Source organism: Thalassotalea algicola (assembly GCF_012932965.1).
In the GTDB taxonomy this organism is placed as follows: Bacteria; Pseudomonadota; Gammaproteobacteria; order Enterobacterales; family Alteromonadaceae; genus Thalassotalea_F; species Thalassotalea_F algicola.
This window is the reverse complement of sequence record NZ_JABBXH010000001.1, coordinates 441,375-462,339: the sequence shown is the minus strand read 5'-3', so window position 1 is coordinate 462,339 and position 20,965 is coordinate 441,375. Positions and strand designations below refer to the sequence as shown.

General features: G+C 39.1%; 18 protein-coding genes and 1 riboswitch. Of the genes, 10 read left to right on the top strand and 8 right to left on the bottom strand.

Translation table 11 applies throughout. The annotated features are described in order from the left end of the window. Nucleotides 1–88: 88 nt before the first annotated feature. The gene (gene folE2, locus HII17_RS02045; RefSeq protein ID WP_169073649.1) at nucleotides 89–1,015 is read right to left on the bottom strand and encodes a GTP cyclohydrolase FolE2; all 927 of its coding nucleotides are present in this window, start codon (nucleotides 1,013–1,015) and stop codon (nucleotides 89–91) included. Nucleotides 1,016–1,267: 252 nt separating this feature from the next. Between folE2 and HII17_RS02040 the strand changes: the two genes are divergently transcribed. Beyond that, nucleotides 1,268–1,615, top strand: coding sequence for an Hpt domain-containing protein (locus tag HII17_RS02040; RefSeq protein WP_169073648.1), 348 nt, complete (start codon nucleotides 1,268–1,270; stop codon nucleotides 1,613–1,615). A gap of 11 nt (nucleotides 1,616–1,626) precedes the next feature. On the opposite strand, the gene arcA is transcribed toward HII17_RS02040, so the two are convergent. The 3 genes from arcA to HII17_RS02025 all read right to left on the bottom strand — a co-directional run bounded on the left by arcA (nucleotide 1,627) and on the right by HII17_RS02025 (nucleotide 5,228). Further along, nucleotides 1,627–2,328 carry a two-component system response regulator ArcA gene (gene arcA, locus HII17_RS02035; protein WP_169074143.1) on the bottom strand — a complete coding sequence of 234 codons (702 nt, stop codon included), beginning with the start codon at nucleotides 2,326–2,328 and terminating at the stop codon, nucleotides 1,627–1,629. A 165-nt stretch (nucleotides 2,329–2,493) separates the two neighbouring features. Next, a complete protein-coding gene (locus HII17_RS02030) occupies nucleotides 2,494–4,104 on the bottom strand; it encodes a sensor histidine kinase (protein ID WP_169073647.1) in 1,611 nt (536 codons plus the stop codon). Nucleotides 4,105–4,187: 83 nt separating this feature from the next. Then, the gene (locus HII17_RS02025; RefSeq protein ID WP_169073646.1) at nucleotides 4,188–5,228 is read right to left on the bottom strand and encodes a methyltransferase; all 1,041 of its coding nucleotides are present in this window, start codon (nucleotides 5,226–5,228) and stop codon (nucleotides 4,188–4,190) included. A 175-nt stretch (nucleotides 5,229–5,403) separates the two neighbouring features. Then, a riboswitch (Lysine riboswitch) is annotated at nucleotides 5,404–5,576 on the top strand. A gap of 41 nt (nucleotides 5,577–5,617) precedes the next feature. Here HII17_RS02025 and dapA point away from each other — a divergent pair. From dapA to HII17_RS01990, 7 genes are all read left to right on the top strand, one after another. Continuing rightward, complete coding sequence (gene dapA / locus HII17_RS02020) at nucleotides 5,618–6,580, top strand: 4-hydroxy-tetrahydrodipicolinate synthase (RefSeq protein ID WP_235938610.1); 963 nt, start codon at nucleotides 5,618–5,620, stop codon at nucleotides 6,578–6,580. Between the two features lie 35 nt (nucleotides 6,581–6,615). Continuing rightward, nucleotides 6,616–7,365 (top strand): 2,3,4,5-tetrahydropyridine-2,6-dicarboxylate N-succinyltransferase, encoded by a 750-nt coding sequence (locus HII17_RS02015; protein ID WP_169073645.1) that lies wholly within the window; start codon nucleotides 6,616–6,618, stop codon nucleotides 7,363–7,365. Continuing rightward, a complete protein-coding gene (locus HII17_RS02010) occupies nucleotides 7,365–8,579 on the top strand; it encodes a PLP-dependent decarboxylase (protein WP_169073644.1) in 1,215 nt (404 codons plus the stop codon). Before HII17_RS02015 ends, HII17_RS02010 begins: the two co-directional genes overlap by 1 nt. 27 nt (nucleotides 8,580–8,606) lie before the next feature. Continuing rightward, nucleotides 8,607–9,725, top strand: a complete 1,119-nt coding sequence (locus tag HII17_RS02005; protein ID WP_408033871.1) for a succinylglutamate desuccinylase/aspartoacylase family protein — start codon at nucleotides 8,607–8,609, stop codon at nucleotides 9,723–9,725. A 143-nt stretch (nucleotides 9,726–9,868) separates the two neighbouring features. After that, nucleotides 9,869–11,350 (top strand): M16 family metallopeptidase, encoded by a 1,482-nt coding sequence (locus HII17_RS02000; protein ID WP_169073643.1) that lies wholly within the window; start codon nucleotides 9,869–9,871, stop codon nucleotides 11,348–11,350. Beyond that, on the top strand, nucleotides 11,350–12,732 hold the full coding sequence (locus HII17_RS01995; protein ID WP_169073642.1) for a M16 family metallopeptidase: 1,383 nt from the start codon (nucleotides 11,350–11,352) through the stop codon (nucleotides 12,730–12,732). Before HII17_RS02000 ends, HII17_RS01995 begins: the two co-directional genes overlap by 1 nt. 120 nt (nucleotides 12,733–12,852) lie before the next feature. Next, a complete protein-coding gene (locus tag HII17_RS01990; protein WP_169073641.1) occupies nucleotides 12,853–13,671 on the top strand; it encodes a substrate-binding periplasmic protein in 819 nt (272 codons plus the stop codon). Here HII17_RS01990 and HII17_RS01985 read toward each other — a convergent pair. Then, nucleotides 13,633–14,061, bottom strand: coding sequence for an MAPEG family protein (locus HII17_RS01985; RefSeq protein ID WP_169073640.1), 429 nt, complete (start codon nucleotides 14,059–14,061; stop codon nucleotides 13,633–13,635). The genes HII17_RS01990 and HII17_RS01985 overlap by 39 nt on opposite strands. Before the next feature lie 130 nt (nucleotides 14,062–14,191). Between HII17_RS01985 and HII17_RS01980 the strand changes: the two genes are divergently transcribed. Together HII17_RS01980 and HII17_RS01975 are read left to right on the top strand one after the other, a co-directional pair. Further along, a complete protein-coding gene (locus tag HII17_RS01980; protein WP_169073639.1) occupies nucleotides 14,192–14,485 on the top strand; it encodes a hypothetical protein in 294 nt (97 codons plus the stop codon). A 65-nt stretch (nucleotides 14,486–14,550) separates the two neighbouring features. Further along, entirely contained in the window at nucleotides 14,551–17,049 is a 2,499-nt protein-coding gene (locus HII17_RS01975; protein WP_169073638.1) for a TonB-dependent receptor, read from the top strand. A 496-nt stretch (nucleotides 17,050–17,545) separates the two neighbouring features. Here HII17_RS01975 and HII17_RS01970 read toward each other — a convergent pair whose 3' ends face one another. The 3 genes from HII17_RS01970 to apaG all read right to left on the bottom strand — a co-directional run bounded on the left by HII17_RS01970 (nucleotide 17,546) and on the right by apaG (nucleotide 20,960). Then, on the bottom strand, nucleotides 17,546–19,564 hold the full coding sequence (locus HII17_RS01970; protein WP_169073637.1) for a methyl-accepting chemotaxis protein: 2,019 nt from the start codon (nucleotides 19,562–19,564) through the stop codon (nucleotides 17,546–17,548). Between the two features lie 194 nt (nucleotides 19,565–19,758). Next, nucleotides 19,759–20,574, bottom strand: coding sequence for a symmetrical bis(5'-nucleosyl)-tetraphosphatase (locus tag HII17_RS01965; protein WP_169073636.1), 816 nt, complete (start codon nucleotides 20,572–20,574; stop codon nucleotides 19,759–19,761). Nucleotides 20,575–20,576: 2 nt separating this feature from the next. Next, nucleotides 20,577–20,960, bottom strand: coding sequence for a Co2+/Mg2+ efflux protein ApaG (gene apaG / locus HII17_RS01960; RefSeq protein ID WP_169073635.1), 384 nt, complete (start codon nucleotides 20,958–20,960; stop codon nucleotides 20,577–20,579). Nucleotides 20,961–20,965 lie beyond the last annotated feature (5 nt).

Here is a 20,965-nt window from a genome sequence, read left to right as displayed (position 1 = left end):
AATACTGAATTAGATTTTATTGAATAAAACTACAATGGAGTAAATACAAAAAAGCCCGCTTAAAGCGGGCTATTATTCGGAAGTCAATTTAAGGCTGGTAGCCGCCTTGGATCCCTTTCGTCGTGATACTGACTGCATCATGTGCATGTAATGATTCAAGGTGATTCACTTTAAGCCAAAAATCGTCAAAATCGCTAGATTGATTCATTGCATGTTGTAGTTTGCGTGCTGCATCTTCACAAAACATTAAGTTTTGACCATTCAGTCTCGCGAATTCTTGTTCGTCTTCTCTTTTTACGGCTGCTTGGACCGGTGTTTGGAGTGTATTTTCTAAAATGTTCACAAGCTCAGTAATAGGGAACTCAGTAACATTACTGTTTAGCTTTACTTTTACTTCGGCAATTGAACGTTGGCTATGTGGCGTTGCCACTATCCCATCTGAACTACCTAGCCATTCGTGGATGGCTTCTTTGTCTACAGAGGTTTGTTCTTCAAACTTGCTTAGAAATGCTTGTTGAATCAATTGGCGAGCCAAGGCAGCAGAACATGGACAAGTCGATGAATAACGAACTTCAATACCTAGTTCAATTTCTAGTTTGCCTTGATTTAGATTACCAGTAAGTGTTACTGGGTATGCTTTCCAGCCTTGTTTTCCGCTAATTAAAGACTTACGTCTTAAATGGTATTCGAACCGAAATTGTACCTTAGCGTTATCACTCAGTTCTTGATGAGAAGTGATAAACCCGTCTAGTAAAGAGACTAAACTTTGATAATTAAGTACATTATTATTTGATAGATCATCAAGTAGTAAATAAAGGCGAGACATATGAATGCCTTTAGCTTCAGGTTCTTTTAAGTTTACGTATGCGTCTATATGAGCTGAAACCATTTTTTCAGGTTGCCCTTTAGCTGCTACCATCATTGGCATTTCAATATTGTTCATACCGACCCAGTCCAACTTACCTTCAGTTTGAGCCGTAGTATGGTTGGCGATATCAGGCATAGATGTTGGCATTGGTTCTCCGCAAAACTTAATACAATATATAGCTAGTTTACTTACTAACTTGTTCTGCTTGATAACTCTTATTATCAAGCAGAGTAAAATGGGCGGCTATTCTGAATGAAAATCAGGCTAAAATCAATATATGTCATGCTTTGCAGCTAATTTTGCTTTTGACATTTTATTCGATGCTGTGATTTGTAATTTACATTGATACATTAAGTGTTTACGCTGGTATTAAACCGGAAGTAGTAAAGAGAGAATCAAGTGTCACAAGCAGAATATATCGATAAAGTGCTAATTCAAGGCTATTTAGATAACTTAGGTGGTGCAGTCGTTTCGCAAATGCTTGATTTATACGAGCAACAATCACAAGTCTATTTAGAAGATATTCAAGGCGCACATCGAGCAAAATCTCAGCAAGAATGGCAAGAACGCTGCCATAAAATGAAAGGCGCAGCAGGTAGTGTTGGTTTACTGCAGGTGCATAGTCAATTAGTTGCTATTGAAAAATCGACCGATGACTGGACAAAAAAAAGCGAGTATATCACTCGCTTAATCTCTTTAAATAATGATGCATTAACAGAATTTAGGAACTGGCTAAACTCGTTGTAAATTAGAACGGGTTATTCAACAGTCCCAACAAACCGATAACCTTCACCATGGATGGTGTTGATTAACTCTGACGTACTTTCATCAGACTCAAAGTGCTTGCGTAAACGGCGAATGGTTACATCAACAGTTCTGTCATTGGAACGCAATTCCCGACCCGTCATTTCTTTAATTAGTTGGTGGCGTGAAACAATTTGCCCAGTATTTTCAATAAGTAATTTCAGTGCTCTATATTCACCACGTGGAATTGGAATAATATTGCCAGTTGGTGACGTCATTTTTCTAGAGTTACCGTCTAGCGACCAACCATTAAAATTGATAATTGAGCTTTCAGGTTCTGGTTTACCTTGAGTTATACGGTTTAAAATATTGCGAGCGCGTATGGTTAATTCTCGTGGATTAAATGGCTTAGTTAAATAGTCATCTGCACCAATTTCTAGTCCAAGAATTTTGTCAATATCACTATCTCGACCAGTAAGGAAAATAAGGCCAAGTTCGCGGTTGTGAGTTAATTCGCGTGCTAAAAGCAAACCATTCTTGCCGGGCAAATTAATATCCATTATAACTAAGTTGATATTATTGTTTTTTAATTGTTCGTCCATGCTGTCGCCATCGACAGCTTCTGAAACTATGTAACCTTCTGCTTCAAAAAGATTACGTAAATTGAAGCGCGTTACGTCTTCGTCTTCAACTATTAGAATTTGGGCTTTTTGCATCATTAGTCCATAACTTTACTGAGCACTTTTATTTTAAGTAATTTTCAGTGCTTTAGATAACTTTTATACTAGCTTTTAACAATTTAATTAACAATGTTAACAGTTATATTTCTTATTATTACGTTAGCTTAATACCTGCTAGTTACTAGCAATTAATTTCAAGTATTATTCCACGATTACTGGGAAATTAATTTCAAAGTGAACTCCATTACCCACTTCACTATCAAATTGAATGTTTCCGCCCAGCGCCTGTGTGACTAAGTTATACACTAAGTGCAAACCTAAACCACTACCTCCTTCACCACGTTTAGTCGTAATAAAGGGATCGAAAATCTTATTCCTAAGTGCTTGTTCAACCCCTTTACCATTGTCTCTATAGCTAATATGTAATTGACCACTTAATTGCATTATATTGAGATTGATAACGCCTTCATCAGAACCTTCAAAACCATGAATAATAGAATTCACAATTAAGTTAATTAAAATTTGGTTAATGGGGCCGGGCTTACTAATTACAGATAGGCTCTTAGGACATTCGATTTGTAGGTCGACGGTTTTATGCTTGAGTTGCGGAGCTAATGTTAAAATGACTTCGTCAATAAGTTCGTGCACCTTGAAGGCTCGGTCTTCTTCACTTGATTGATCAACTGCCACCTTTTTAAAACTGGAAATTAAATCTGCTGCTCGATTTAAATTACGATAAATAATACCAACATTTTCTTGACCCTCATTCAAAAAGCGCTTTAGCTGACTTGATTTGAGCGTTTTATCTTCAAAGGCAGTTTTTATTTCATTTAATCTGTCTGAAAGAAGCGTCGATGCTGTAACACCTAAGCCGATCGGAGTATTAACTTCATGAGCAACACCTGCGACCATGTCACCAAGTGATGCCATTTTTTCACTTTCAACCAATTGGCCTTGGAATTGATGAAGTTTTTCTAAGGTTGATAAAAGTTCTTGATTTGATTCTTTCAGCGCTTCTGTTCGTTGACTAACCTTGTCTTCTAATTCGTGGTTTAGTTTGAGAATTTCTTGTTCTGCATCCCCTTGTTTCTTAATGAATTTTTCGGTTCTGCTTAATAAAATATTTAGGTTGTTGGCTAGCACTTCAAACTCTAGAGTGTTCATTTGAACAAAGCGCTTTTGATAATTTCGTTTTTGAGAAATTTCACGAATGTCGGTGACTAGGTAGCTCACGGCGTTTGCTACTGAACGCTGCATTCTTATCGCGATATAGATACCAGCCAACAGGAATATTATGTAACCAATCGCTAAGGTAAAAAAAGAGGTTTTCCTTAAATGATATAAATGCTCTGCACTCAATTGGATATATGCATAGCCAATCAAGCTTTCGTTATGTATTACTGGGTAAATAAGTTCAACTATGTTTTCTGTGATTACCGGCGTTTTATATTGTTCAATAAACGCTTCTTTACTTGGAATAGCAGGAAAGCCTTTCTTGTTATAACTACTAAAAAACTCAAGTGCATCGTTCTTCATTTGATAAATATGTACGTAGTTAAAACGAGGAAGTGCCTCCAAACCATTTAATACCAACTTATATTCATTGAATTTGTCTTCAATGATGAAGTTGGCTGAACGGTTAGCGATCATATTGCCACGTTCTATGGTGTCTTTCGCGATATCCTCTTCAAGGTGCTCAAAAACAAAATAGGAGACCGCGAAATGGCCGCCAACAAAAGCAAAAGTAACAAATAATGCCATGATGGAGATATATTTGCTACGGAGTGATTTTACTTTACGGTTAGCGCTCATACTGTCCTTTTTAAATTTTTTTGTTTCGCTTATTAGATAATATGTAATACGTTTGATTTTTCAATAAAAAACGACATTTAAAGCTAGTTTTTACTCGCGTGATAGATATTAAAGCTTGATTTACTTGTTGGCGTATTGGTTATTTTAAAATTAGTTTGAATAATTGGTAGATATTTTAAAAAGCTATTGGCGACGATAGTCAGTTGACCTTTAGGGTTCAAGTACTCTTTGCTTTGCTTAAGAAAAGTTTCAGTTGCTGCGTAGTGAGTTTTCAATCCTTGATGAAAGGGGGGGTTAGATACAATGTGATCATATCTTTCGTTAACCATTGTTAAGCCATCTGAGGCAATTGCTTGACCAGTTAATTCGTTAATTTGCAGAGTCTTCTCAGTTGATGCAATAGCAAGTGCACTAATATCAATACCAAGGATACTAATATTGGTAAATTTTTTGGCCAATACTGCACCTATTACCCCCGCTCCACAACCAAAGTCTAGAATTTTGCCGCTATAGCTAGTTGGTAAGTTTTCTAAAAGTACTTTAGTTCCTTTGTCGAGCCCTTGCTGGCTAAATACCCCTGGTAGTGCTGCAATGTTTAATTCTATGCCGGCAATGTTTAGTGGATAAATATGAAACCAATCATCAATTGAAAAGCTGTATTGACCCGTTTGTAATTCAGCTAGGAAGAGGCTGCAATGTCGAGCTGAATCGACTTTATTGCAGTAAGTTAAATAGTCTTTTCCTAACTTTGCAACAGATTTTATACCCCCCTTGTTTTCACCAACAAAGAGGATTCTTGCATTGGTGGTAAGGTTTGGGGCTAACATTGCTAATGAATAGGCCAGCTCAGCTTTGCTTTTAGGAAACGCGATCAACGCTAAATCAAATTTGTCATTGCCTTGGTAATGACTACCAAAGCTAGAAGTAACAGCACGGTTGTCTATTTTGCTAAGCAAATTGGCTGATAATTTATTATTCGTAAAGTAATGCAGCTTTGTATCGTGAAAATCTGCCAACCATTCACGGTACAAATCATCTACCGGAAAGTTCACCAAAATTGCCTTCTGACATTCAAGTAAATCAATATTACGAACTAGCACTTGAGATAAATTACTGAGCGACATTGGTACCTGCAAACTGAGGGAGCGTTAAGCGAAATGATTATGTTTGTGCATTTTACGCGAAAGCCGATTCAAGGTATAGCCATCTATTGACATTAGAGTAATTGTTCGGTGTAATACCTACCGTCCTTATTCCAAGGTGGTGATATTGCGTTTTGCATATGTCATCACTCAGAAAAGGGCCAGAAGAGGAGCGTTAACCAGGTAGTTAATGTCAGGAGATCAAACTCCAATGACCATTGATGAGGGGGATTAGCGCCGAGATGAGTGTATTTTTGATTGATGCATTTGTCGGTTGTTCAGGCTGAATCCTGACAACTGTCACCCATTAGGTGGAGAGCTTCTGGCCTTTGTTCGCATGCCAGAATGTTTCGCATTACTGGTGTCGGCAAATGCCTTTAAGTTCTCCGAACGAAGTGAGTTCGAGAGAAATGAATCCTGAATCTTCATACAATTTAGCAGAATATCCATTGTGGACTGCATTAGTTACGCCGTTTACCGATAGCGGCGAAATAGACTTTGCTAGCCTTTCAAGAATTGCGCGTCAGCAATCTGCGGCGGGCAATGGCTTACTTATTCTAGGCAGTACAGGGGAAGCGCTTTCGCTTAGCGCTGAACAGCAGTTTGGCATAATACAATATATTACTGAGCTTAGCTTAAATGTCCCGATCATGTTGGGTGTTGGTGGTTATCAACTTATTCAACAACTTGAATGGATTGAGCGTTGTAATGAGCTGGCTATAGATGCTTATTTGCTTGGTGCGCCGTTATACGCAAAGCCAGGGCCTGTAGGCCAAGAGCAGTGGTTTACTGCATTGCTTAATGCCAGTAATAAACCTTGTATGCTCTACAATGTTCCCTCCCGCAGTGGCGTCAGTTTGTCTGTTTCAACTTTGGCCAACCTACAACATCATGAGAAATGCTGGGCATTAAAGGAAGCAAGTGCCGATATTGAGCAATTCTTGCAATACCGAAATGCTTGTCCTGAGCTTCATTTGTTTAGTGGTGAAGATGCGCTAATGCCTTATTTGGCGACGGCTGGTGCATCGGGTTTGGTTTCTGTTTCAGCTAATGCATGGCCAGAAGCTACTCACTTGTATGTTAGACAATGCTTAGATAGTGCTACTGACAATGTATTTCCCGTTTGGCATCAATCAATTGCAGCGCTTTTCACTGTGGCAAATCCAATCCCGGTTAAAGTGTTGATGCATGAAAATGGCGATATAGACACGCCTTTTTTGCAGCCACCACTGACTCATCACGAAATAATAGACAAGCAAGCCTTGTTTGATGCAAATGATGCAATACACAGCTGGTACTGGGCTCAAATCGAGTCGAGTAAACAGCGTGCTTAGTTTTAAATTTAATTAGATTTTTAGGTGTTAACAGAATGAATTGGCAAGAAACTTTACAAAAATTAGAGCGTGGTGAAGTACGCGCAGCAAATCAAGATGAACAAGGCAATTGGCATGCGAATGTAGATGCTAAACAAGCAATTTTAGCGGCGTTTAAAGCTGGAGAGAATGAAGAGTTTGGAGGCATTTACCAAGGGTTTGTTGATAAACATAATTTACCTGCTCGCGAGTTTACTCGTGATGATGCCGTACGATTGGTGCCAGGCGGCTCTTCTGTTCGCGCAGGCGCCTATGTTGCTCCGGGTGTAGTTATTATGCCGCCAGCATATATCAATGTAGGTGCCTATGTTGGAAAGGGCACTATGGTTGATAGTCATGCTTTAGTAGGTTCATGTGCGCAAATTGGTGAAAATGTCCACCTTTCTGCAGCGGTGCAAATCGGTGGTGTATTAGAGCCGGTAGGCGCTAGTCCAGTCATCATTGAAGATGATGCATTTTTAGGTGCAGGCGTGGTTGTTGTTGAGGGTATAGTTATTAAAAAAGGTGCAGTATTAGCACCAGGTGTTTCATTATCAGCTTCGGTGCCAATTTTTGATTTGGTTAATAACCGTCGACTGGAAAAAGGAGAGCCAATTCCCGAGAGAGCCGTTGTCATTCCTGGTACTCGACCAATAGAAAGTGACTGGGCACGTATACAAGGCCTTAATATGGCCTGTGCTTTGATTGTTAAATATCGAGACGAACAAAGCGATGCTTCATTGGAATTGGAATCGGTATTACGCTAATGACATTTCGTCCGCCAAGTAATAATTTGAAGCAAAGGCTGATGAGTCATCAAGGTGGTGAGTCGGAGCAAGGCTATTTTGTTTATGATCTTGAACACTTAGCTGAACATTTAACAAAGCTTCAGCAGCAAGATGTCGTTAAGCTTTGGTACGCAGTAAAGGCTAATCCGTTATCAAAAATCATTCAAACGATTGCTCAACAAGGGATTAATTTTGATGTAGCCAGTCGCGGTGAACTAGCGCAAGTTATATCTCAAGGAATTGATTCAAAAAGAGTTCTCAATACTGGGCCTGCTAAATCAAAAACGCAAATTAGTGATTTTTTAAGGCAAGGTGTTAATACTTTTGTACTGGAAAGCATTAACCAATTAACTTGGTTGGAAGAGGCGGCGAAAGAACAAGGGAAGAGGCCTGATGCACTGCTGCGTGTGCAACTGAGTTGGCCTGATGGAGAAAAAAACCCGTTAGGTGGCAACTCACTTACACCATTTGGCTTAGGCACTCAGGAGTGGTCATCTATTACAGCTAATCAGTTTCCATCTGTTAATTTTTGTGGGCTACATATTTTTCAATGGGGAAATATGCTCTGTAATAACAAAATGTTTGAGCTCTGGTCGCAAATGGTGCCTCCTTTGGCAGCTCTAGCTAAGCAAGTTGGCTTCGATTTACACGTACTGGACTTAGGTGGCGGCTTGGGTGTTGATTATGAAGGAACTGGCAATCAAATAGACTGGCAAACAGCAATGGCAGATTTGGCAAAAATTAAAGCAGAAGCCGGAGTACAAGAATTGTGGCTAGAATTGGGTCGCTATGCTGTGGCTGAATGCGGTTATTACGTCACTAAAGTCGTTGATAGAAAAACAAACTTTGGTGAACAACAGTTGATACTTTCAGCGGGTATTAATCATTTGCTACGACCTGCTATTACAGACCAACCTTTTCCAGCGGCGTTACTGCGAAATTCAAGTGCAGATACATGTGACTTCTATTTACATGGGCCGCTTTGTACCAGTATGGATAGCCTAGGCAATTTACCGTTGCCAAATGATGTCGATGTTGGTGATCAGGTTATTTTCAGTTTTGCCGGTGCTTATGGGTTTACCGAAAGCATGCCACTGTTTTTGTGTCATGAAATAGCGGCTGAATATGTGTATCGGAATAATGAGTTAATTGAAGTTCGAGCGGCACAACCTGCCTCGTGGTATCTTCAATAGTATAGGGTAGTGACAGATAGAATGAATATGGCAGATTATCAACTAACTAAAGATGTAATGCATGTTGGTGAAATGGCTAGTGGTGCCAAACTTACCGTCCCTGTGTATCGTTTTAAAGGCAAGTCAAATGCACAAAGTGTTTATATTCAAGCCAATATGCATGGTGCAGAAGTACAAGGTAATGCGGTAATTTATCAATTGTTGGAACAATTGCGTGACTTGAAAATACTTGGTGATATTACCTTAGTGCCTTATGCAAACCCGGTTGGTTGTAATCACAAAAACGGTGAATATACCTTGGGGCGTTTTGATCCTATTACTGGGGTGAACTGGAATCGCATGTATCACAATAACCCTGAACTTATATCGCCAATTGTTGAGCAATACCTTGACGCACCTGCAAGTGATATTGAAGCTGTTTTCAAACAAGCGCTTCTCGATGATATTACAGAGCAGCTTGATCATAATATTTTTGGTTTAACGACAGGTCAGCGTATTGCTTATCAACTACAAAAGTTAGCTCATCAAGCTGATATTGTACTGGATTTACACACCGGCCCTATTTCGAGTAAACATTTGTATTGTCCAGAGTATGCGAAAGAGAGTGCTAGCTTCTTTAACATTGAACATACTTTACTTATTCCAAATGAGTTTGACGGAGCGCTCGATGAAGCTACGTTTTGCCCATGGTGGTCGTTAACTGAGGCTTTTGCAGATAAAGGCAGGAAGTTACTCTTAGATAAAGAAAGTTTTACTGTTGAGTTAGGGTCACAAGAGCAAATTGATTTGGATGTAGCCTTAGTCGATGCAAAAAGTATTCTAACTTACCTTCAGCATAAAGGGGTGATTGCAGGTGGCGATTTTGTTCCGGACGTAATGACTCGGTATGCATGTTACCTAGCAGACTATAAAGCATTTTATTCGCCAATGGGGGGGATGGTGGATTACTTGGCTGCATTTGGTAAACCTTTACCTGCAGGTGAGCCGTTGGCACGCATCTTAAGAATGGATAACTATGGTGATGGTGATGCATTACATTACATTTCGCTTGATAAAGAAGTGATCCCAATCCTTCATTTTGCTTCTGCTAGCGTTAATCAAGGTACTGAACTTTATAAAGTGTTCAGTGACTTTTTTGAGTTGTAATACCCTATGATATTCAACGGTTTGTTTAACGAGTGAGCAAACCGTTTCAAATTATTTCCCAACTATTGACCAATTTATCGACAAAGCGCATGCTAAGCTTTGTTAAAAAGTATACTGATAAATAATAATAGAAAGGGAAAATCATGAAAAAAACGTCACTTTTGGCGGCGAGTATTATCTCAGTTTTATTGGTCGGCTGTGGTCAACCAGGTTCACCGGCAAGTGAACAAGCAAGCGATGAGGTAACCCCTATTGCCGAACAATTAGCTGCGAAGGCAGACAATGTTTCCCCTGTTGTCAATTATAACGTTCCAATTGAATATTTTACTTTGGATAACGGCCTGAAAGTTGTGTTATCTAAAGATGCTACGGCACCAACTGTGGTTATTGCGGTTTATTACAATATTGGTTTTCGTAATGAACCTAAAAACCGAACTGGTTTTGCTCATTTATTTGAGCACATGATGTTCCAAGGTTCAGCGAACTTGCCTAAAGGCGAATTTGATAAATTAACTACGGGTAGTGGTGGCTTTAATAACGGCTCAACACGTTTTGACTTTACTAATTATTTTGAGATTGTTCCCGCCCATAAGCTTGAAACATTTTTATGGGCAGAAGCTGACCGAATGAAAGGCTTAGCGATCACCCAAGAAAGTTTAACGAATCAACAAGGTGTGGTGAAAAACGAAGTTAAAGTTAATGTATTAAATCAGCCGTATGGCGGGTTTCCATGGTTGGATATGCCTCAATACGCTTATAGCAACTGGTATAACGCTCACAATTTTTATGGTGATTTAAAAGACTTAGATGCAGCAAATTTAGATGATGTTGATGCATTTTTTAATATGTATTACGCACCTAACAATGCCGCTTTAGTTGTTGTTGGTGATATAGACACTATTGAGGCCAAGGCTATGGTGGAAACGTATTTTTCCAAAATACCTTCGGCAGAGATAGCACCTCAACCTGATTTAACTGAGCTTAGACAAGAGAAAGAGCAGGTTTTTAACAAGTTCGATAAGTTGGCGCCGAAACCAGCCTACGCTTTTGCTTATAAAATGCCTGAGCGCGATACCCCTGAATATTACGCAATGGGCATAATCGACCAAATTTTGGTACAAGGTGAAGACAGCTTACTGTATCAAGAGTTGGTGAAAAACAAACAGATAACTGGTGATATAGGTGGTGGCATTAATTATTTGTTAGGCAATATGTTTAATTATAACGGCCCGATGTTATGGATGAGTTCATTTACCCATGATGACAATGTCAGTCGTGATGAGATTAAAGCTGCACTAGACTCTGTGATAAGTAAGTTCACTGAAAAACCTCTTACCCAAGAGGAAATGCAAAGAGCAATAGTCAAAATACGTTCGAGCATGTTTGATGCGATTGATGGTTTTTATGGCTTTGGCCGAGCAGATTTATTAGCAAGCTTTGCATTATTTGATGATAAGCCATCGAAAATAAATGAGCTCGAAGCTAACTTTAAACAAGTGACACCTGAACTTATTGTCAAAACCGCCAAGGAGTATTTAAGAGCGACAAATCGTACTATTTTAACGGTAACACCTGGCGACGATCCGGCAACAAAAGCTGGTGCAGCTGATAAAGGAGAAGAATAATGAAGTTAGTTAAATCACTATTGCTCTCTTTAGCTGTTATTAGCGCTAGTCAAACAATTGCTAAAGAACAGCCGCCAATTGGTAAGCAGCCGGGTAACTTTACAGTACCTGAAACTCATCATATGAGTCTTCCTAATGGAATGAAGGTCACCTTTATCCCTTATGGAGCGACGCCTAAAGCGACCGTGCGTTTAATTACCAACACTGGAAATGTTGATGATGGTAATAAAATCTGGCTATCAGATTTAAGTTTTGAGATGTTACGTCAGGGTACTGAAGCTCAGTCCGCGAAAGAGTTAGCAGAAGCTGTTGCCAGTATGGGCGGGCAGATTCAAACCTCTGTCGGTATGGATGCGAGCTGGTTAGGTATGGATGTACTGAGTGAGTTTTCTGGTGATGCCGTCGATGTTATTGCTGATATGGTGTTAAATTCCAGAATGGCAGAGCAAGATTTGGAGCGCATTAAAACTGATCGCCAACGGCAGTTGAAAGTATCGATGTCACGACCAGGACCTATTGCCAATGAAGCTTTCTATAAAGAAATTTTTGGTAACCACCCATATGGTCAGCTATATCCAAGTGAGTCTTCACTAGCAGGTATAGAGTCAAAAGACGTTGAACAGTTTATTCAAACAAATCTAGTGCCAAATAGAAGTCACCTATACATTTCTGGTGTTTTTGATCAAAAGAAAGTTTCTGCAGCCATTGAGCAAGCATTTGCTCAATGGAAAATGGGTGAAGCACGCAAGCAACATACTGTTCTGACCCAGTCTGGCCCTAAAGTTAAGTTAATAGATCGCCCTGATGCGCCACAGTCTACTATACGTCTAGGGCTTGCTACTTTTGGACCGGAGCATGAAGACTATTTAGAAATGGCCATGATGAACACCTTGCTTGGCGGTGCCTTTTCGAGTCGAATTACGAGCAATATTCGAGAAGATAAAGGTTATACATACTCTCCGCGCTCAAGAGTGGTTAATCGGGTAGGAACAGGATTATGGTATCAAGGGGCTGATGTTACAGCGGAATCTACAGGAGCCTCCCTTTATGAGATATTTGAAGAGATTCGTTTATTAGCTAAAGAGCCTCCAGGAAAAGAAGAATTAGATGGCATTAAAAATTATATGTCGGGCATCTTTGTGTTAAGTAATTCATCTCGTAGTGCCATTATCAATCAGTTATCCTTTCTAGCGCTTCACGGTTTATCAGATCAATACCTAAAGCAATACGTTGCTAAGGTCTTCGATGCGACACCAGAGCAAATATCAGCAATGGTGACAAAGTACTTAACCGCTGAAAAAATGACGTTAGTAGTAGTAGGTGATATTGCGACAGTCGAACCACAGCTTAAGGCGCTAGAAGCGTTAAAGCAATATTGGTAAATTTTTATAAGTAACAATGAATTAGCCGGACAATTAATGTTCGGCTTTTTTATGTTAAATGTTTGGTGGTTTTTTGATACTTGCTTATAGTTAAAGTGAGTAAAAGAGGGTAGTTATTACGTGAAGTTCAAACGGTTGCTGTATCTATTGTTATGTTTTGCCGGCTTAGCCTATGGTAATACTGGTGGCACCGATAAAGAGACCATCATTATTAATGACATTAACTGGCCGCCATATTTTATGCCTAAAACTAATGGGGGAGCTATTGGCTTAGGCAAAGAATTAATTACAGAATGCCTTACTCAATTAAATTACCCAAGCCAATTTAAATCACTACCTATACAGCGAACTCATGGTTACATGAAATCAGGTGATATAGATCTAACGGTTTATTCTCATAAAGCCGATCGAGAATCATTTGTTTATTACGGCAAAGAGCCCATTTTTAGCAGTGAGTATGGTTTTGCTGTTAAACAAGGCAGCGGTATTCAGATTAATAAAATAGCGGATATTCAATCGTTAATTATTGGTCATCTGTCAGGTTTGTCACATACTCCTGAAATTTTGTCCATTATTGAACAGAGCAGGAAAGTTAACAAAGTACGAGAAGGTTATTCTGTAGAAACAATGCTTGCTCAACTAACTGCACAACCCCGCCAATTTGATATTTTACCTAACTCTAAATCCACTTTATATTGGTATTCAAAAGTAATGGGCTTAAGTGAACAAGTTACGGTACTAGACTATACGGTAACTACAAAAAACTACTTTCTTACCGTATCTAAAAAAAGCAAACATATTAAATCACCCACCAAATTTCTAGGTGATATGGACCTGTGCTTAATAAAATTAAAGCAATCAGGCAAGTATCATCAAATATTGGCGAGTTATGGCTTTGACTTAACTGCTAAAGAGCTGAAAAAAGACATTACCCATTAAGGCAAACAGCGCTATACAAGACAAAACGTAGCAAATAAACCTTGGCATCACTCGTCCATTAATACAATGAACCACAGAATGAATAACACGGAAGAAGACAAAACTCCATGCGGCAATATTGCTAACAATACTGTAATCAGGCACTTGTGCCGCTATTAAGACTGTGATGTAAAACAACACAGGCATTTCAAAAAGATTTTTTAAATTATTAGAGGCTGCATTAACTGACTCTGGCAATAGCTCGGTTACTTTTTCTGGTGCATGTAATTTATCTGCATGAATTTGATGCTTCATTACATAGGATAAACGCTTTGTGTACATATAAAGCCAAACTAATACGGTTAATAGCATGATAATTGCCATAGGAAGGTAAAGCGGATAGAAGTTCATTATATGTTCCTTTATGGTGAACAAGCGTTTGATAAAAGATATTTATATTCACTAGCCTACAAGAAAATGTGCAATTAAGTAACCTTGTGTCATTGAATCGTTATTGTGAGTGTTATATTATCACGCCGTTATGAATTTAAGTTTACACTCAAACAGCACAAAGTTTAATCAATATGGCCTAATACTATTAGCTATATGGCTGTTTGCGCTTGTTTCTCATACCGCGCACAGTGAAATAATATCTCAGCCTGAGATAGAACTTGAATGTCATCTTTGTTATAACGTGCTCGACAACCTAGACGATGTAGAAGTTGTTGCACCATATTGTCAGCACGTTTCTCGTGTAAAAGTGCTCGCTGAAACACTTGTTGCAAACCAGTTTGTTAGTTTTATTCGCCCATTATTAAGGGCGCCACCTTTCTAAATTTTTCTCTCGTTTTCTATCGCCTTTAAGACAAGGCAACAAATTGAAATTTTTAGGATTTATTCATGCAATATAATAAAGCAATGATCGCTGTAGCGATCGCTTCTACTTTTACTACTAACGTATTGGCGCAAAATATTAGCGGCAAAATAACAGATGCTTCAGGCAAGCCTATTGTCAATGCAGAAGTACATATCGATAAAGAAAAAACACATGTTTTTACTGATAAAAATGGTCAGTTTGAAATCATCAATGTCAATAAAGGTGATGCAGAATTACACGTTAGTGCCAGTAACTTCGCACATTACAATCAAAAAATTACAATTACCGAAAAAGATGTGAGTGGATTAAACATTACTCTTGCACCAACGGTAATGGAAATTATTGATGTGCATGCAACGCCTCTGCATACTTCAACTATTGAGTCCGCACTGCCAGTAAATGTATTAACGGCTGACGAACTAAGAATGAAGCAAGCTTCAACTCTTGGTGAAACGCTAAAAAATGAAGTCGGTGTGCATTCAAGTTACTACGGCCCTGTTTCAAGTAGCCCTATTATTCGTGGCATGGATGGTCCTCGTGTATTAGTTAGCCAAAATGGATTAGATGTTGGTGATGTATCACGTGTTGGTGGTGATCATGTGGTGGCAACCGAAACAGCTACGGCAACTCAAATAGAAGTACTTCGTGGGCCTGCAACATTATTCTATGGTAGCGGTGCTATTGGCGGTGTAGTGAATATCGTTGATGACCGTGTACCTACTTCTAGTGATACGACATTTGATTATCTAGCACAGCACAACAGTGTTGCTGATGAAAATGAAGCATCATTTGCTTTAAATACGGGTTCAGAGCAATTTGCATTGCATTTAGATGGCTTCTGGCGTGAGTCAAATGATTACGATATTCCAGGTTATGCAACATTGGAAGATGAGCATCATGATGAACACGAAGAAGAACATGACGATCATGACGAAGTACACGAAGAGCATGAAGGTGAAAAAGGCACGTTAGCAAATAGTGCCTCTAAATCTTCAGGTTTTACGATAGGCGCAAGCTACTTATTAGATAATGGCTTTATTGGTTTTTCATACGGTCGTTTAGATCGTGAATACGGTATTCCAGGTCATGGTCATCATGGTGAAGAAGAACATGATGAACATGAAGAGCATGAAGAAGAAGATCATGAGGAAAATGTTTATGCGGATCTAGAGCAAGATCGCTTCCAAATGATCAGTGACTTAAATTTTGAAGATGAGTTTTTAAGCCGCCTAGCAACAAAATTTGCTTATACCGACTACAAGCACCAAGAAATTGAAGGCGGTGAAGTAGGTACAACATTTAAAAACGAAAGTTTAGAAGCTCGTGCAGATTTATATCATCAAGAGTGGAATGGTTGGAATGGTGCTTGGACATTACATTACAAAAATAGTGATTTTGAAGCGCTAGGTGAAGAAGCATTTACACCACCTTCTGATACGTCATCGTTTGCATTTGCTTGGTTAGAAGAGAAGCATCTTAGTGATGACTTGTTACTTCAACTGGGGGCTCGCATTGAATATGTAGAGTTAGATCCTAATGGTGTGGCTGAAGAGCATCATGACGATGAACATGATGAACATGATGAACATGATGAACACGACGAGCATGAAGAAGAGCATGACGAAGAACATCATGAACTTGTAAAACAAGACTTCACTCCTGTTAGTGTATCAGCTGGGTTAGTCTGGGATTATCAACCTGGTTACAACCTAGGCTTTTCTGCTTCATTCTCACAGCGTGCACCATCTGCGGCAGAGCTTTTCGCTAATGGTCCACACATTGGTACAAATACGTTTGAAGTAGGTGCATTATACGAATTGCATGAACACGACGATCACGCTGATATTGATGTTGGTGATCAAGATGTCGAATTAGAAACATCTTATAACCTAGACATTACATGGCGTAAGTTTGAAGGTGACTTCGGTTTTATCGTTAGTGCTTTCTACAACCATGTTGAAGACTACTATTACCAGCAAGAAACAGACTTCTTTATGGCAGATGGTCATGATCATGGCGAAGAAGAACACGATGAACATGAAGAAGAGCATGATGAGCATGAGGAAGAAGGTTTACCGGTGTTTATTTATCGTCAAGCTGACGTTGATATGTACGGTGTTGAAGCTGAGTTTGTTTATCAAGTATCAAACGCACTAAAAACAACGGTATTTACCGATTATATTCGTGCTGAACTATCTGACGGTGGAAACCTACCGCGTATCCCGCCAATGCGCGTTGGTACACAAGTTAATTACCAAGCAGAAAATTATGCAGCGGAGCTTTCAGTTAGCCATTACTTTGATCAGGATGATATTGCCGATTACGAAACGGAAACAGATGGTTATACAATGGTAGATGCTCACTTTAATTATTACTTGTCGGGCTTTGGCGCTGATACCACAATATTTGTTAAAGGTAGTAACCTAACTGACGAAGATGCACGCGTACATTCATCTTTCTTGAAAAATGATGCTCCACTGCCTGGTAGAAATATCACGGTAGGTATTCGTGGTAGCTTCTAACGAGCAGTTACTATTAATAAACTTTAAAAGTTTATAGAAAACGCCAGCTAAAATTGCTGGCGTTTTTTATGGATTACCCCAAATTACCTCCCATTTCGGAGGTAATTTAGTCTTCGACTCAGATGCTTTTAATGTACTTATATTGAATTCTGGCTTCGTTAATAAATCAAAGCTTAACCAAAAGCATAGCCATGAAATAGTAATTGGTAAGTTAGGCAAATAAGCTTATAGAAGCACTTATCGCTAAAAACTGTCAAATTATAGCGGTAAATGTCTGGGTCGGTCTTGTGTATATATCTGTCAGAACCTAACCTAGTTCAAGTGCTTAGTAATTAAAAGAAGGTATGAAGAGGCGATTAGCTATAAGTAAGAAACATGAAAACGATACGTTAGCTAACAGGTAGAGTCACAAATAAAGACAGCCAATTTTTGCTTAATTTTGATAAAAAAAAGCCCCCTAAAAGGGAGCTTTTCAAAGTCAACGGTTATTAACAAGTTACATTTTAAATTCTTGAACAGATTGTTGTAGTTCTTCTGATAATCGTGCAACTTCGCTACTTGACGTAGCAGTTTGTTGAGAGCCGGCAGTAGTTTGCTCGGCAATTGTTACTATAGATTCTAAGTTTTCACTAATCTCATGAGCAACAACACTTTGTTCTTCGGCAGCAGTCGCAATTTGCGAGCTGCGGTCAAAGGCTTCATGTACCGCGTGAGTAATAGTTTCTAATGCTTTATCTGCATTTTCACTTTGCTCAACACAGTTTGCTGCTTGTGACTTACCAGTATCCATAACCGATACTGCTTTTTCTGCACCAGTTTGTAATACTTCAATCATGTTTTGAATTTCTTGAGTAGACTCTTGTGTTCTACTTGCAAGGGTACGAACTTCGTCAGCAACAACCGCGAATCCACGACCTTGTTCGCCGGCACGTGCGGCTTCGATTGCAGCATTAAGTGCTAGTAAGTTGGTTTGTTCCGCGATGCCTCGGATAACATCTAAGATGCCGCCAATAGACGCACTATCTTGTTGCAGTTTATTTATTACTTGAGACGCCGACTCTACTTCGTGAGCTAATAGTTGAATTGTTTCACGGTTTTTGCTCGAAATCGCTTTCACACGTTCTGCTTCGTCATCAGCTTGCTTAATTTCGCCAAGCGCATCATTTGCACTTGAAAGTACACTTTGTGATGTGCTGCTCATTTCTGTTGTTGCAGATGCTGCTTGTTCAACCTGACTACGCTGCTCTTCAATTGCTGTTGTACTTTGTGCTGTTACTGCTGAGGTTTCTTCAGCGGCGGCTGCCAGTTGTGTAGAACGGCTAACAATACCTTGGATTAGGTTACGTAAACTATCTATTAATGAATTACAGTTGCGAGATAATTGTGCAAATTCATCTTTGCCACTGTCATCTAACTTACGAGATAAGTCACCTGAAGCAACGATGTTCAACATGTCGTTAACGCGTGCTAATGGACGTGTGATACTGATTAAAGTAATTCGTGTAATAGCTACTGCTGCAACGATAGAAATAATCAAGATGATGATGGTTTGCGTGTTACCGCCACTAACAGAGTCTTGAACTTCTTGGTTTTTCGCGTCAGTAGTATCGTTTGCTAGTTTGATTTGCTTAGCTAATATTTCGCTAGCAGTGTTAATATCTTTTTCTGCTGCAGCTAATGAAGTCGTTGCCTGGGCTAATGCGTTAAGCTGTGATGCTTTTGCTGCGAATATGCTGCCACTTTCACCAACTAGTGCTTTAATTTGTTCGAAAGAGCTACCTAACTCGGAAGACTCGTCTTCTGCTTCTGCATTGTTCAGTTCGATTAATACTTCACTCATATTTCTGTCAAGTTCAGTATAAGCATTGGTGATTTCTCTTGAAATTAAATCAACCGTCGCTGGTGCTAATGCGTCTCTGTATTCAAATGCAGAGCTTACAATGCCGTTTAGTGACGTTTCAATAAGTTCGCCCATGTCGACCGCACGCTGTAATTTAGTGTCAGCTAAGTCGTGATCAGCTAAATCAAGCAGTAAAGTTGCTGCGTCATCGGCAATCTCTTCTAATGAATCGACACCATCGCTTAAGGCAGTGCGTTGTTCAATACTGATTTGACGATTATTAAATACATCCATCACGTCTTTGTTAAACGTTTCATAAACGCCGTCGATTTGACGTAAGTTGCCAATTAGTGCGCTTTCGTTCTGTACAACGCTTTTTAACTTTTTAAGTGCATCACTAAATTGAACGTTATCTTGTTCAAACGCTTGCTTAGTATTGGCTAAAGGTTCTAGTTCTTCTTGATAGTAGCCACGTAGCGCTAAGTTACCCATTTGAGTTAACTCAACGGTTAACTGATTACTACCCGCTAGCGTAGGTATCGCCAATTCACTTACTTCAGTTGTTGAGTTGTGAACTGTATTTAGATTTAACAATGAAGAAATACTGGTAATAACAAGCAATATTGCAATGATTGTAAAGCCACCAATAATCTTTACCGCTACGGTTAAATTCATAGACACCACCATTTTGGAGTTGACGAAATATGTTGAAATTCTATTAAGACATTCGACTTAAATTATTTTTATCTAGCTATTCTATCGACTGAATTTAATATAAATTTAGTTACAATTCATCATTATAACAAGGGAAAAATCTTTTTCATTAGAAAGATACGAAACAGTGCCACCTTTATTTTGAAGACTGTCAATTAACTGTCAATTTCATGTGAAATTTCAGTAAATATTTTTTTGTCTTCCCAACGTAGCATTGTTAAGTGTCCTCCCCATACGCAACCGGTATCGAGTGCGTACACATTTTTGCGAGAGCATTCACCCATTAATGCAGCCCAATGACCAAAAACCCATTTAGCCTTTTGCAATTTTGCTAATTCAAACCAAGGTTTCAGTGCGCTTGGCGCATTTTTGGGCTGGTCTTTGCAGCTAAAGTCCAACGTTCCGTCTGGGTAGCAATAGCGCATACGGGTAAAAGCATTGACCGTATAGCGAAATCGTTGTTCTTTTGTTTCGACTAATTGCCAGTCATTAGGTTGCTCGCCATACATGATGGAAAGCCATTTTTCACGCTTTCTACCAGCAATTTTCTTATGAGCAAACTCTGCTTGTTTAACTGCATGTTTAATTGACCATTGAGGGGATAGCCCGGCGTGAGACATATAAGCATTGTCATTGGGCACTTTGAGCAGCAAAGGATGCAAAGCTAGCCAATCTACAAGTTGGCTAAAATTAGGTGAATTTAATAAGCTGGTTAGTTTATCTGAATTTTTAGCTTTTTTTATACCTGCTTCTATAGCTAATAAATGCAGGTCGTGGTTACCCAATACGAAATTGGCACTATGACCTAAAGATTTTACAAATTCTAACGTTGATAATGAATCTGGTCCTCGAGCTACCAAATCTCCTGCTATCCACAGCAGATCTTCTTTGGGTGAAAACTTTACTTTGCACAGCAATGCATCTAGTTCGTTATAACATCCTTGGATATCGCCAACTAAATACAGAGCCATGATTAATTTAAAATATTGGGTAGGGCAAGTCTAAAAACAGGAATATCCACCCAAAAAGTATTTTGGTTGTTGTCTATCATTTGATAGTGGCCATGCATTGTACCAACTGGCGTATTAAACACTGAGCCGCTGGTATAAGTGTATTTATTTCCTGGCTTAATCACAGGTTGCTGACCAATCACGCCTTCACCTTCAACAATCGACTCGTCGCCATTAGAGTCTGTAATTACCCAGCGCCGCCTTAAAAGTTTAGCACTTACCTCACTATTATTGGTGATGGTAATGGTATAGCTGAAGACAAATTGATTATCTGCTTGATTTGATTGTTCAGGCAAATATTGAGTTTTAACATTAACGCTTAATGCTGATTGTTCACTATTAGTCATAAAAT

Excerpts from the sequence above, each read along its gene's own strand:
- folE2 (WP_169073649.1), bottom strand. The coding sequence starts at position 1,015 with ATGCCAACATCTATGCCTGATATCGCCAACCATACTACGGCTCAAACT.
- arcA (WP_169074143.1), bottom strand. The coding sequence starts at position 2,328 with ATGCAAAAAGCCCAAATTCTAATAGTTGAAGACGAAGACGTAACGCGC.
- HII17_RS02030 (WP_169073647.1), bottom strand. The coding sequence starts at position 4,104 with ATGAGCGCTAACCGTAAAGTAAAATCACTCCGTAGCAAATATATCTCC.
- HII17_RS02025 (WP_169073646.1), bottom strand. The coding sequence starts at position 5,228 with ATGTCGCTCAGTAATTTATCTCAAGTGCTAGTTCGTAATATTGATTTA.
- dapA (WP_235938610.1), top strand. The coding sequence starts at position 5,618 with ATGCCTTTAAGTTCTCCGAACGAAGTGAGTTCGAGAGAAATGAATCCT.
- HII17_RS02015 (WP_169073645.1), top strand. The coding sequence starts at position 6,616 with ATGAATTGGCAAGAAACTTTACAAAAATTAGAGCGTGGTGAAGTACGC.
- HII17_RS02010 (WP_169073644.1), top strand. The coding sequence starts at position 7,365 with ATGACATTTCGTCCGCCAAGTAATAATTTGAAGCAAAGGCTGATGAGT.
- HII17_RS02005 (WP_408033871.1), top strand. The coding sequence starts at position 8,607 with ATGGCAGATTATCAACTAACTAAAGATGTAATGCATGTTGGTGAAATG.
- HII17_RS02000 (WP_169073643.1), top strand. The coding sequence starts at position 9,869 with ATGAAAAAAACGTCACTTTTGGCGGCGAGTATTATCTCAGTTTTATTG.
- HII17_RS01995 (WP_169073642.1), top strand. The coding sequence starts at position 11,350 with ATGAAGTTAGTTAAATCACTATTGCTCTCTTTAGCTGTTATTAGCGCT.
- HII17_RS01985 (WP_169073640.1), bottom strand. The coding sequence starts at position 14,061 with ATGAACTTCTATCCGCTTTACCTTCCTATGGCAATTATCATGCTATTA.
- HII17_RS01980 (WP_169073639.1), top strand. The coding sequence starts at position 14,192 with ATGAATTTAAGTTTACACTCAAACAGCACAAAGTTTAATCAATATGGC.
- HII17_RS01975 (WP_169073638.1), top strand. The coding sequence starts at position 14,551 with ATGCAATATAATAAAGCAATGATCGCTGTAGCGATCGCTTCTACTTTT.
- HII17_RS01970 (WP_169073637.1), bottom strand. The coding sequence starts at position 19,564 with ATGAATTTAACCGTAGCGGTAAAGATTATTGGTGGCTTTACAATCATT.
- HII17_RS01965 (WP_169073636.1), bottom strand. The coding sequence starts at position 20,574 with ATGGCTCTGTATTTAGTTGGCGATATCCAAGGATGTTATAACGAACTA.
- apaG (WP_169073635.1), bottom strand. The coding sequence starts at position 20,960 with ATGACTAATAGTGAACAATCAGCATTAAGCGTTAATGTTAAAACTCAA.